Genomic DNA, 12,296 nt, shown 5'->3' with positions numbered 1-12,296 from the left:
AGCGTTAACCCGCCATACCACTCAACACCCCAGCCAGCCGGTCAAAAATTTCGCCGAATAAATGTTCTGCGAAGGGGGCCAGCAGCGGCATCATTAATCCCATTGAAATAATACCAATGGTTAAGGTGAGCGGGAAACCTATCACGAACACCGAGAGTTGTGGTGTCATGCGGTTGAGCATCCCTAACGCCATATTCAGGGTTAGCAGCAGGGTTATCATTGGCAACGCCAACATTAGCCCGCTCATAAAGATTAAAGAACCGACTTGAGTTAATGCCAGAAAACCGTTGCCATTGAGGGGTTCTAATTGAATAGGGATCGTATGAAAACTGTCTGCCAGCAATGAAATTAACCATAAGTGGCCATCAAAGGATAAGAACAGCAGCATTGCCAGTAAGTTAAGGAGTCGTGCCAGTACCGGCATATTCGGGCCGCCGGAGGGGTCGAAGAAGGTCGCAAAGGATAATCCCATCTGCAAACCAATCACTTCACCGGCCAGGCGGATCGCGGCAAAGGCAAATTGCATGGTCAGGCCAATCGCAACACCAATAAGCACTTGTTGGCCAGCAACCCAGATTGCGCCAATGGAGGCGATAGGAATATTGACTGGCGGCAGGGAGGGAGCAATCAGAAAGGTAATCAATACGCCTAAGCCGATCTTAACTTTGCGGTTTATCTGCTTCTCATTCAATATCGGTGCCGTGCTGATCAGCGCCAGTACGCGGATAAGTGGCCAGAAGTACTGGCTGACCAATGCGCTAAGTTGAGTGGTATCAATAGATAACATGTTTAACCAATCAACGTGGGCAGGCTGGTAAACAGATTACGCATGTAGTCCAGAATTAGATTTAGCATCCACGGGCCGGCAATCACCATTGTGGTAAAAACCGCCAGTATTTTGGGGATAAATGACAGCGTCATTTCGTTGATCTGGGTGGCGGCCTGTAACAGACTGACAATCAGGCCGCTTATCAGTGCGGCTAATAACAAGGGTGCCGCCAGAGCAAGGGCGATTTTCATTGCCTCAACGCCGAGGGCCATTACTGATTCAGGTGTCATGACAGTCTACCTTAGCTATAAAAACTCTGTGCCAGAGAACCCAGTAGCAACTGCCAACCATCAACCAGGACAAATAGCATTAGCTTGAAGGGCAGCGAAATACTGGCCGGGGGCACCATCATCATCCCCAATGCCATTAGCACGCTGGCTACCACCAGATCGATAATCAGGAAGGGAATAAACACGGTAAAACCGATTTGGAAGGCGGTTTTTAGCTCGCTGGTGACATAAGCAGGTAGCAGAATGCGCATCGGTACCACCTCCGGCCCTTCCAATGGCGGCAGATTGGCTAGACGGGCGTACAGGGCTAGATCAGATTCACGCGTTTGGCGCAGCATAAATTCACGCAACGGTTGCGCGCCTTTATCTATTGCCACTTCCATGCTTATTTTGTCCTGACTGAATGGCAGATAAGCATCCTGATACACCTTGTCAAACACCGGTGACATAATAAAAAAGGTCAGAAATAGCGTCAGACCGAGCATCACCTGATTCGGTGGAGCAGAAGGGGTGCCCAAGGCGTTGCGCAGCAAGCCAAGCACGATAATGATGCGGGTAAAACTGGTCATCATCAGCAAAGCGGCGGGCAGGAAGCTCAGCGTGGTGATAAAAACCAGCGTTTGCACCGGTAAAGACCAGCTTTGGCCACCGTTTGCCAGTGGCTGGCTGATAATGCCGGGCAATTGAGCCAAGGCCGCCGGAGAGCAGAGTAGGGTGAGCAGCAGCAAAGAGACTTTATTTATGAGTGGACGTAAAGACATCATGCTGATTTTTCCGGATGTTTCAGGATTTTGTTCAGTAACTGGCGGAAATCAGCCGGTTTTGTGCCGCCTACCGACAGCGGATTATCTGTCTCTTCGACCGGCGGGCGCACCAGCGTGTGCAGTGGTGTAACTTGTTGTGCGGTAACACCCAGCACCAGCCAGGTATTATCCACTTCGACAATGACCACCCGCTCACGCTGGCCAACCTGACAACTGGCGCGTACATTCAATAGCTTGCTGTTACGTGCCTGCGGCGCAAAACCTAAACGGCGCACCAGCCAGGCGGCGCACAGAATGAGCAGTAAGATCCCCCCCAGCACACTGCCTACTTGCGTTAAAACACTACCGGCAGGCATCGCAGCAGGGGCTGATTGCACCGCAATACCAGGGTGGCTGGCGGCAAAGCCGGTTGTCGGTGTTTGCTGTAGGGCGGCGGTTGTCTCTGCCACCGAGCTAACAGGCTGTATCTCAGCGCTCATTAGCGGCTCAGGCGACGCATACGTTCGGACGGTGTAATAATGTCTGTGATGCGCACGCCGTATTTGTCAGCGACTACCACCACTTCACCTTGAGCAATCAGATAACCGTTAATCAGAATATCCAGTGGCTCACCCGCCAGGCCATCAAGGGAGACTACCGAACCTTGGGACAGGCGCAGTAACTCTTTAATGGTCATTTTGGTGCGACCCAGTTCAACGGTCAGCTTTACCGGGATATCCAGAATTAAATCGATATCTTGCAGGTTACCCAGTGCGTCCGGCGCTTCCAGCGATTTGAATACGCCTTCGGTTGTGGCCGCTGGTTTCTCTGCTGCCTGCTGCTCATCAAACGCATCAGCCCACAGGGAGTCAACGGATTCCTTTCCATCACCAGACGGAAGCTTAGGGTCACTCATTGGGCTGTTCCTCATTCAGAGCATTCAAAATAGGGTTAATCAAATGTTCAACTCGCAGGGCATATTGTCCGTTTAATGTCCCGTACTGACTGGTCAGTACCGGTACGCCGTCGACATGGCCAATCAGTCGATCCGGTTTATCTATCGGTAACACATCACCCGGTTGTAGCTTTAGGATCTGCGACAGGCGCAGGGGGATATCGACGAAATTTGCCACCAACTCCAGCTCGGAATGCTGCACCTGTTTAACCAGCGTTTCACGCCAGTGGCTATCTTCCTGACGCGAGTTTTCCAGCGGCGGATTGGTTAGCAATTCACGCAACGGTTCTATCATGGCGAACGGAATACAGATGTTGAACTCGCCGCTCAACGCCCCGATCTCCACCTGAAAAGGGGTCGTGACCACGATATCGTTGGGGGAGGTGGTGATATTGGTGAATTTCACCTGTATTTCAGAACGGACATATTCCACATCAATTTTATAGATAGGCGCCCAGGCATCACGGTAGGCATCCAGCGCCAGCCGTAACATACGGTTAATCACGCGTTGTTCGGTGTGGGTAAACTCACGGCCTTCCACTTTTGTCGGGAAGCGACCATCGCCGCCAAACAGGTTATCAACCGCAATAAACACCAGGCTTGGGGCGAAAACGAACAACGCCGTTCCCCGTAGCGGTTTGAGGTGAATCAGGTTGAGATTGGTCGGTACGGGCAGATTGCGGGCAAAGTCATGATATGGCTGAATTTTTATCGGGCCAACGGTGATGTCTGGACTGCGGCGCAACAGGTTAAACAGCCCCATGCGGAACTGACGGGCAAACCGTTCATTGATGATCTCCAGCGCATGTAGGCGCTCGCGCACTACACGTCGCTGGGTGGTCGGATCGTAAGGTTTAACGTCTGTTTCATTACCGGCCACCGCCACTGGCTCTTCGCCACCGCTATCACCGTTTAACAGTGCGTCAATCTCTGCTTGTGAAAGAATGCTATCGCCCATAATGATTATCGCAGTATAAATGCGGTAAACAGCACATCGCTGATTACCTGATTAGGTTGACCTTTAACCATTGGCGGGCTAAGTACGTTTTTAATTTCAGCCACTAAGCGCTGTTTGCCTTCCTCATTAGAGAGACTATCGGCTGACTGACGGGAAAGCAGCAATAGCAAGCGGCTGCGTACTTCGGGCAGGTAGTCGTTGAGTTTGGCGCGCGTGGTATCATCTGGCAGCCTTAACGTTAATCCGATATAAAGCACGCGATCCAGATTGTTATCTGGTGTGATCAGGTTGACCGTAAAGGTTTCCAACGGCATAAATACCGGGATAACAGGAACAGCTTTCGCTGTGGTGGGTTTACTCTTATTGAGAACCCACCAGCTATAACCGCCGCCCGCACTGGCTGCGACCGCAACCAGCACCAGCAGAATCACCCAAATCGAACTTTTACGCTTGGCCGGGAAGGTATTATCAGACATGGAGAAGACAAATTCCTGTTTCGGTATCAAACCGGTGAATCACGATAATATCTTGGGGCAACTTACCCCAAGGTATCCGAATTATTACTGACGATTATCCCGCGTATCTTCAATGCCAATAGGCAGAATAGGCGGAGAAAAACGGCCCAACTTGCCCGTTTGTCCTTTTTTGGCGAGAATCACCTCAATATTAGGCGAAAATATCAACGCCCCCATTGCCGTTAGCTAATGACTGCAACGCCGCAGGGGTGACCAATGGCGTTGAGGCGAGCGAGTCAGCGGTTGCCAATTCGCCATAAGCTGGCTGCCGGCCGGAGGCAAAGCCTTGCTGATTCTGCTGGTTTTGCTGTTGCGCCTGCTGCCATTGGCCTTCGCTACCAACGCTGCTTTGACCCAATTGAATTCCACTTTCGGCCAACGCACTGCGTAAGCTCGGCATTGCGGCCTCAAGTGCAGCACGCACCTGACTGTGTGCTGAGGCAAAATGCAATTGTGCCTGGTTATCGTCCATTTTCAGGCTGATCTGCAATGCCCCCAACTCTTGCGGATGCAGGCGTAATTCGGCATTTTGCTGGCCATTACGACTGAACATCACCACCTGTTGATTCAGTGATTGCTGCCACTCCTGACTACCCAATTGCGCACTTAAATGACCGCTGACCGGTGCACTGACCAACGAACTCGTCGTCGCAGGCATCACCAGGCTGGAAACCGGCGGCAGAGAGGGGGTGATCGTCGTTGATGTTAAAAGTGTTTTATCGGCACTGGCTCCGCTGAGGGCGTTTTCTACCTGCGCGGTCAACGGGGTTGCTTTGGCGGTGATACTGCTATCGACATCTTGTGCATTCAAACGCAGCAACTTATCTTGTGCGGTTGTTTTGGTTTTAGCCGAGATACCCGGTAGCAAGTCACTGCCTGCTGTGGTTTTATCACTCTTTACATTGCCCACGGTGCTGCCAATCAGTGCCGCCAGGCCTTTGTCCTGCGAGGTTAGTCCGACCAGTGTAGCCGCATCTTGTTGGGTACTGCCTGCATTGCTCAGGTTGCTGCTATCCGCTATTGCAGTTTTTTGCCCACGGCTGGCGCTGCCAAGCGTGGTGGCAACCTGATGCGGTAGCATTGCCAGCAAGGTTTGCAATGCGCTAAGAGAGGTACTATCGCTGGTTTTATCTGAGGCACTATCATCTTTGACGGTGGTTTTTTTTACTATCCGCCGTGTCACCAGTTTGCCCTGCATGGGTCAGACCGGCAGGCAGGGTGGCGCTGATGTCGCCTAGCGCGGCCAATAACTGATTTAGTTTGCTGCTACCGGTGGTTGATTTCCCACCATCATCATCAGCAGTGATATCGGTTGTTGCTGCCAAAGAGGACTTCAGCGTCGAGGCATCCAGCGCCGTTAACTCTTTGCCTAACTGGTCACCCAATAATCGGGCAAAATCGGCGGGCAAGCCTGCATCGGTGAACAATGCGGCAATAGATGAAGACGATGCACCTTCAGTTTCACTGGTGGTCACCGTGGCAGGCAATAGGGACAGATTCATTAATTAGGACTCCTTTGTGAGGCGCGCTGAGCGAACTCATCCATCAATTTTTGATCCAAACGGTTTTCAAGCAGGCGCTGTGAGGTGTCAGCCCGTTCCTGCAAGGTTTCAAACGCATTCAACCGCTGCTGCTTTTCTTGCCAATGCTTCACTGCCTGTTCAACTTTGTCATTCCACTGCGCCAACTGAGTACGGTGTTGGTCGATAGCCAGTTCTAATGTCTGGATAAACTGCTGATAATTCTGCCAACTGGACGATGCCATGCCGTTGCTTAGTGTGTCATTTAACCGCATCCGGTACTCATCCTGATAAGTCAGTAACATCGTCAGTTGCTGTTCAGCATTTTGGTACGAGAGGCGTACCTGCCCCAATCGGGTGCTCGCTTGTTCGACCCCCTTCTGGGCCAGTTCGCACAAGGTGACGAGAGGTGATTGACTTTTCATCGTATTATTCCTATGACAAAGTGCAGCATTCCGAGTACCGGCTATCATCTTGATTCCGGTTTATTAGCCAGGAAACAGGCTTTTCAGGTGCTGGCAGGCATCGTCGTAGCTGCTGCGCTCAAACATGCCTTGCTGCAAGAAGATCTCCATTTGTGGATAGAGGGCGATTGCCTTGTCCAATAATGGGTCACTACCGGCGGCATAGGCTCCGACGCTCACCAGATCGCGGTTACGCTGGAAACTTGCCAGCAGTTGTTTAAATTGGCGAACCTGGCTGTAATGGTTTTCATCTATCAGTGAGGTCATGGCACGGCTGATGGAGGCTTCAATATCGATGGCCGGATAGTGGCCGGATTCGGCCAGACGGCGGGACAACACCACATGCCCGTCAAGGATGGCGCGCGCTGAGTCAGCAATCGGGTCTTGTTGATCATCGCCCTCAGTCAGTACCGTATAAAATGCCGTAATCGAACCGCCACCGGAGACGCCATTACCCGCTCGTTCAACCAGTGCCGGTAATTTGGCAAATACGGAGGGCGGGTAACCTTTGGTGGCTGGAGGCTCACCGATCGCCAGTGCTATCTCACGTTGTGCCATCGCATAGCGGGTAAGGGAGTCCATGATCAGCAGCACATGTTGGCCACGATCGCGAAAATCTTCGGCAATCCGCGTGGCATAAGCCGCACCCTGCATACGCAGTAACGGCGATACGTCAGCTGGAGCCGCGATGACGACGGAGCGTGCACGCCCCTCAGCACCTAAAATATTCTCGATAAAATCTTTGACTTCACGACCACGTTCACCAATCAGGCCAACCACAATCACATCGGCTTTGGTGTAACGGGCCATCATCCCCAACAGCACACTCTTACCGACACCGGAGCCGGCGAACAACCCCATACGCTGTCCGCGCCCCACTGTGAGCAGGGCGTTAATGGTGCGCACGCCAACATCTAATACCTGCTCGATAGCGGTACGCTGTAATGGGTTAATTGGTGGAGTGATGAGCGGTGCACGATAGCCGGTTTCAGGTGCCGGTAGGCCGTCGAGGGGTTTGGCGCTGCCATCCAGTACCCTGCCGAGAAGTTCCGGGCCGAGGGGCAATTGTTTGCTGGCAGAAGTACCGCCGGAAGTGATCCGCGCATAGACTCTGGCTCCGGGTACAATGCCTTCTACCTCTTCTAATGGCATCAGAAACAGGCGTTGACCATTAAAACCGACCACCTCACTTTCAACTTCCTGCACTTCGCCGCCATCATGACGTTCAATCAGGCACGTCGCCCCCAGTGGCAGTTGCAGGCCGGTGGCCTCCAGAACCAAGCCGGTGGCGCGGGTCAAACGCCCGTAACGGCGGATGGTGGTTGATTGACTGATGCGTTCCTCGAATTTATCCAGAGAAGAAAGCCAGCGGCCAAGGCGAATGGTCATCATAATTCTCCTGGTGCCGCCAAGCGGCACAGTTCATGCCAACGGGTTGCCAGGCTGGCATCCAGGTCACCTTCCTCAGCACTGACTTTGCAGCCGCCCGCATGAACCTGGCTGTCACCCAATAAGCGCCAGCCATGCAGGCTCAAGGTCGAGCCTAAGCGTTGTTCAACCACGGCTAAATCATTCGGATTCACCCGTAATTGCGGCTTACCGGCAAACATGGGTTCCTGCTGAAGCATTTGCTGGATTTGCGCTAGCAACGCCGTGCCATCACAAATCGCCGGTTGCCCCAGAATCTGCTTCGCTGCCGCCAGCGCCATTTGCATCAAACGTGAGGCGATAACACTGTCCAGCGCATCAAGGGTGTTTTGGAAATCTTCCACCATGAGTTGCCAGTGGGCGGTCATCGGTGCCAAATCTTTCTGAGCATCGGCCAGTGCCTGCTGATGGCCTTCGGCCAGACCGGTTTGGTAGCCTTTATCCAGCCCCTCTTGCAGCCCTTTGGCAAAACCTTGCTGACGGCCCTGTTTCTCTGCTTCAAGTTGCAAATTGACCAACACTTGATGCTCATCAACGTCGGTGGGAGTCGCGTTAGCATCCACCTCATCGGTAAACAACATACTGAGGTCCGGCGCAGAAATTTGTGTCGGCGTCTCAGATGGGCTGGCAAAATCGTTGAGTGACCACGGTTGCCAGGGCAGGGCGTTAATCCCATCAGACATAGATATCCTCGCCACCACCAATTACTATCTCGCCACTTTCCGCCAGACGACGGACGATAAGCAAGATGGCTTTCTGTTCGTTTTCGACCAGCGACATACGTACCGGCCCACGGGTTGCCAAATCGTCGCGCAAGATTTCCGCTGCACGCAGTGACATATTGCTGAGGAAACGCTCGCGCAATGCTTGATCGGCACCTTTCAAGGCAATCAGCAGCGATTCGTTGTCGATCTCTTGCAGTAAACGCTGAATACTGCGGTCGTCGACACTGACCAGATTTTCGAACAGGAACATTTCGTCGATGATTTTCTGTGCCAGTTCACCATCGTATTCGCGCATAGCATCCATAACGGTCTCTTCCTGCTGAGTTTTCATCAGGTTGATAATCTCAGCCGCCGTGCGGATACCGCCCATTTTGCTGCGTTTAAGATTCTGACCATCGAGCAGGTTGTTTAACACTTCGGTCAATTCAGCCAGTGCTGCGGGCTGAACACCGCCGAAGGTGGCGATACGCAACATGACATCATTGCGTAACCGTTCATCGAACAGCGCCAGAATATCGGCCGCCTGAGCGCGTTTAAGATGAACCAGAATGGTGGCGATGATCTGCGGATGTTCGTCGCGGATCAGGTCAGCCGCCATCTGTGGCTCCATAAAGTTGAGGGTTTCCATGCCGCTGGTGGTTTCGCGTGATTCGAGAATGTCTTCCAGCAAACTGGAAGCCCGCTCCTCGCCCAGCGCTTTTATCAGCACGGTGCGCAGGTAGTCGCTGGCGTTAACACTCAGTGCTGCGTATTGTTCAGCATCGTCTTCAAATTCAGCTAAGACATCGATCAGTTGCTGATGAGAAACCTGACGCATACTGGCCATAGTGGTACTGAGTTGCTGCACTTCGCGCGAGGATAAGTGCTTGAACACCTCTGCGGCGTGGTCTTCACCCAGGGTCATTAGCATGATGGCGCTTTTTTCAGTTCCGGTCAGGCTCATTGGTCATTACTCATCCATTGACGGATAACCAGCGCAACAACACGAGGGTCTTTATCCGCAAGTTCGCGTATACGCTGGGCCTGAACTTCAGCACTTACTTTTTGCTGATTTTTCTTACGCAGGGCCAGCTCTTCTTTACTCTGTTTCGCTGTTTCAGACGCTGCCGCTGTCTGAACAATGTTATTGACCGATGCCGCGGCATTATCTGCAACTTGCTTCTTGGCTATCATTGGACGAACCAGTTTGCGCCACAAGATCCACGCCACCAGTAGAATCAGCAGATAACGACCCGCATTCAGCAGTTGATCAAAGAATGACGGCTGTTGCCAGAAGGGTAGGGAATGACCACCGGTATCGTCGGATGCGCTAAAGGGCGTATTCACTACATTTAACGTGTCGCCCCGTGTTGTGGAGAAGCCCATTGCTTCACGGGTCAGAGATTCAACCTGTGCCAGTTGATCTTTGGTCAAAGCAATGGGTTTACCGGCTTTATCACTGCCGTAATTGACCACCACGGCCACCGATAAGCGCTGCACCATACCTGCTTGCTGCTGGGTGTGGCGGATAGTGCGGTTGACTTCAAAGTTAGTGGTTTGATCGTGGCGGCTATTGCTTGAGGTCGCACTCGATTTCGCGGCGGTCGTGGTCGCTGGGCGATTAGCGGTATTGGCTGTGTTCGCGGTTGCCCCCGCCGCAGGAGCCGCCTGAGGCGCTTCAATTGGCGCGACGGGTGCAATTGGCGGTTGATTAGATAAGGCTCCCGGCACACCACCGACATTTGTGCCACCTAATTGTTCGCTGGTGCTGACTTGTTGGGAACGAACCGCGCCCTGATTGGCATCTTGGTTGGGTTTGTACTCTTCGTCGGTTTGCTCTCGGTTGGCAAAATCAACTTGAGCGGTGACTTGCGCATGAACATTACCGTTGCCAACCATGGGGGCCAGAATGTTTTCAATCCGGCGTTGGAAACGGTTCTCGACTTCGTTGGTAAACTTAAGCTGCGCGGCATTTAAATCACGGCCTGCGCTATCGGACTGGGTCAGTAAACGGCCCATTTGGTCAACGACGGTCACATTACCTGGCGGCAACCCCGCTACGCTGCTGGAAACCATGTACACGATGGCATTGATTTGGCCATCATCCAAGGCACGGCCGGGTTGCAGGGCGAGGGTTACCGATGCCGTAGGGGATTTTTGTTCACGGACAAACAGTGAGGGTTTTGGCATCGCCAAATGAACCCGCACATTCATCACTGGGCCAAGGGTGCCGATGGTTCGAGATAATTCGCCTTCTAATGCGCGTTGATAGTTGATTTGCTCGCTAAATTGGCTGATGCCAAATTTTTCCTGATCCAGCAATTCAAAACCAACCGCGCCGCCTTTCGGTAAGCCTTGTTGTGCCAAACGCAGGCGGGTTTCATGCACCTTTTCCGCCGGAACCAACAATGCTCCGCCATTATCAGCGAACCGATAAGGAATATTCAGTTGTGTCAGTTGGGTGACAATATCACCCCCGTCACGGTCACTCAGATTGCTATAAAGGACACGGTAGTCCGGGCTTTTAGCCCACAGCATCAATGCAACAATGATAGCGACAGCCGCTGCTGCCGCTATCAGCAGCGGGATCTTGGGATTCGCGCGCAGGCGTGTCAGTGTCGCCGTAAAGGTGTTTTCACGATTTTCACCGCCAGTTATCGAGGCATTCATACACGTCCTTGGCCAAGCTGAACAACGTTTGAGTTAATATTCTTTATGTAAGCAGTGTGTCGAAACAAAGCAGACTCCCAAGTGGCGATGAGCAATAAAACATCAATAGCTGTTCTCCCCTTTTATGGGCAGGCCATTATTTGCTGTAAGTGATGAATTCGATGGCTCAATAAGCCGGTATTTTTGTGTCTAATTAGCCGCTTTAGCACAAAAATGATGTGTTAGGGTGTCATCCTGAAAAAAGTGATATGGCGTCATCGACTGAAATATTCTGAGGGTATGTATGTCTGTTCAAGGTATTGAAGGCGTTTTACAGCAGTTGCAGGTGAGTGCTTTGCAGGCATCAGGTTCGGTAAAAACACTGCCAGCTGAAGCTGGCTTCGCCAGTGAGCTAAAAGCTGCCATTGGCAAAATTAGTGACAATCAGCAACATGCGCGAACTCAAGCGCAGAATTTCACACTAGGCGTACCCGGCGTTGGCCTGAATGATGTGATGGTAGATATGCAGAAGTCATCAGTATCATTGCAACTCGGTATTCAGGTGCGTAATAAGTTGGTTTCTGCCTATCAAGAAGTAATGAATATGGGCGTGTGAATTGACTTATACGGTTTCATGCGACAGCGCCCATAGATACAGCGATGCGGTGGTGCCGTAAGGCGCATAGCGGCGGCGATAGCGCTCAAAACGCTCACGCGGCAGTGTTTTGTGGTGATATAAATTCATCATGCCGCGGCGGATAGCTAAATCCCCCCAACTGACAACATCGGGTCGTGCGAGTGAGGAGATCAACAGCATTTCGGCGGTCCAGATACCGACACCATCAAGGCGTGAAAGCTGGCTAATAACTTCATCATCAGATAGCAGTGAAATAGAGGATAAATCCAGTGAGCCATTAAGCGCAGCATCAGCGGCCCCCTTAATGTAACCGGCCTTTCTCATGGTCATGCCACAACGCTGGATAGCTTCCACTGTTGTTGCTGCAACCGTCATTGGTGTTACCGTGCCCAGTAGTGCTCGCAGGCGTGCATTGACCGTTAGCGCGGCTTTGACCGAGATTTGCTGGTCAATAATATTTCTTATCAGCGCAGAAAACAGGTCACGAGATAACGGGCGCGTTATCATCCCTAGCCGTTCAATCGCTGCCGCCATTTTCTTGTCTCGCTGCTTGAGATGATTTATCTCTGTTTCACCATAGATATAAAACACGCGCTGACTCCAATTTGTATCAGACCGAGTAATAGCTGATTGTGAGTAATAAATCGCCATTCAGCCTAGCCTG

General features: G+C 52.1%; 14 protein-coding genes and 1 pseudogene. 1 reads left to right on the top strand and 14 read right to left on the bottom strand.

What is annotated here, in order from left to right:
- Positions 1–4: 4 nt before the first annotated feature.
- The 13 genes and pseudogenes from fliR to fliF all read right to left on the bottom strand — a co-directional run bounded on the left by fliR (position 5) and on the right by fliF (position 11,016).
- The gene (gene fliR / locus YALDO0001_RS06060) at positions 5–787 is read right to left on the bottom strand and encodes a flagellar biosynthetic protein FliR (protein ID WP_004700942.1); all 783 of its coding nucleotides are present in this window, start codon (positions 785–787) and stop codon (positions 5–7) included.
- Between the two features lie 2 nt (positions 788–789).
- Positions 790–1,059, bottom strand: a complete 270-nt coding sequence (gene fliQ / locus YALDO0001_RS06055; protein WP_004700941.1) for a flagellar biosynthesis protein FliQ — start codon at positions 1,057–1,059, stop codon at positions 790–792.
- Positions 1,060–1,070: 11 nt separating this feature from the next.
- On the bottom strand, positions 1,071–1,823 hold the full coding sequence (gene fliP / locus YALDO0001_RS06050) for a flagellar type III secretion system pore protein FliP (RefSeq protein ID WP_042839484.1): 753 nt from the start codon (positions 1,821–1,823) through the stop codon (positions 1,071–1,073).
- Positions 1,820–2,302: a flagellar biosynthetic protein FliO gene (gene fliO / locus YALDO0001_RS06045; protein ID WP_042545657.1), complete on the bottom strand. Its 483-nt coding sequence runs from the start codon at positions 2,300–2,302 to the stop codon at positions 1,820–1,822. Before fliO ends, fliP begins: the two co-directional genes overlap by 4 nt.
- The gene (gene fliN / locus YALDO0001_RS06040) at positions 2,302–2,718 is read right to left on the bottom strand and encodes a flagellar motor switch protein FliN (RefSeq protein WP_042839483.1); all 417 of its coding nucleotides are present in this window, start codon (positions 2,716–2,718) and stop codon (positions 2,302–2,304) included. Before fliN ends, fliO begins: the two co-directional genes overlap by 1 nt.
- Positions 2,711–3,715 (bottom strand): flagellar motor switch protein FliM, encoded by a 1,005-nt coding sequence (gene fliM, locus YALDO0001_RS06035; protein ID WP_004700939.1) that lies wholly within the window; start codon positions 3,713–3,715, stop codon positions 2,711–2,713. Before fliM ends, fliN begins: the two co-directional genes overlap by 8 nt.
- Before the next feature lie 5 nt (positions 3,716–3,720).
- Complete coding sequence (gene fliL / locus YALDO0001_RS06030; protein WP_004700936.1) at positions 3,721–4,191, bottom strand: flagellar basal body-associated protein FliL; 471 nt, start codon at positions 4,189–4,191, stop codon at positions 3,721–3,723.
- Between the two features lie 190 nt (positions 4,192–4,381).
- A pseudogene (locus YALDO0001_RS21785) lies at positions 4,382–5,732 on the bottom strand (flagellar hook-length control protein FliK).
- A complete protein-coding gene (gene fliJ / locus YALDO0001_RS06020) occupies positions 5,732–6,175 on the bottom strand; it encodes a flagellar export protein FliJ (RefSeq protein WP_004700933.1) in 444 nt (147 codons plus the stop codon). The pseudogene YALDO0001_RS21785 and the gene fliJ overlap by 1 nt, the downstream one beginning before the upstream one ends.
- 63 nt (positions 6,176–6,238) lie before the next feature.
- A complete protein-coding gene (gene fliI / locus YALDO0001_RS06015) occupies positions 6,239–7,603 on the bottom strand; it encodes a flagellar protein export ATPase FliI (RefSeq protein WP_004700931.1) in 1,365 nt (454 codons plus the stop codon).
- Entirely contained in the window at positions 7,603–8,325 is a 723-nt protein-coding gene (gene fliH / locus YALDO0001_RS06010) for a flagellar assembly protein FliH (RefSeq protein WP_042545661.1), read from the bottom strand. Before fliH ends, fliI begins: the two co-directional genes overlap by 1 nt.
- Complete coding sequence (fliG, locus tag YALDO0001_RS06005) at positions 8,318–9,310, bottom strand: flagellar motor switch protein FliG (RefSeq protein WP_042839482.1); 993 nt, start codon at positions 9,308–9,310, stop codon at positions 8,318–8,320. Before fliG ends, fliH begins: the two co-directional genes overlap by 8 nt.
- Positions 9,307–11,016 carry a flagellar basal-body MS-ring/collar protein FliF gene (fliF, locus tag YALDO0001_RS06000; RefSeq protein WP_004700927.1) on the bottom strand — a complete coding sequence of 570 codons (1,710 nt, stop codon included), beginning with the start codon at positions 11,014–11,016 and terminating at the stop codon, positions 9,307–9,309. The genes fliG and fliF overlap by 4 nt, the downstream gene beginning before the upstream one ends.
- Before the next feature lie 283 nt (positions 11,017–11,299).
- Here fliF and fliE point away from each other — a divergent pair, with 283 nt between their 5' ends.
- Positions 11,300–11,611: a flagellar hook-basal body complex protein FliE gene (fliE, locus tag YALDO0001_RS05995; RefSeq protein WP_004700926.1), complete on the top strand. Its 312-nt coding sequence runs from the start codon at positions 11,300–11,302 to the stop codon at positions 11,609–11,611.
- Between the two features lie 6 nt (positions 11,612–11,617).
- On the opposite strand, the gene YALDO0001_RS05990 is transcribed toward fliE, so the two are convergent.
- On the bottom strand, positions 11,618–12,223 hold the full coding sequence (locus YALDO0001_RS05990) for a DNA-3-methyladenine glycosylase family protein (RefSeq protein ID WP_004700924.1): 606 nt from the start codon (positions 12,221–12,223) through the stop codon (positions 11,618–11,620).
- Positions 12,224–12,296: the final 73 nt, after the last annotated feature.

Source organism: Yersinia aldovae ATCC 35236, from assembly GCF_000173735.1.
Taxonomy (GTDB): Bacteria; Pseudomonadota; Gammaproteobacteria; order Enterobacterales; family Enterobacteriaceae; genus Yersinia; species Yersinia aldovae.
The sequence above is the reverse complement of the archived record's forward strand: the minus strand, read 5'-3'. Positions and strand labels throughout refer to the sequence as shown.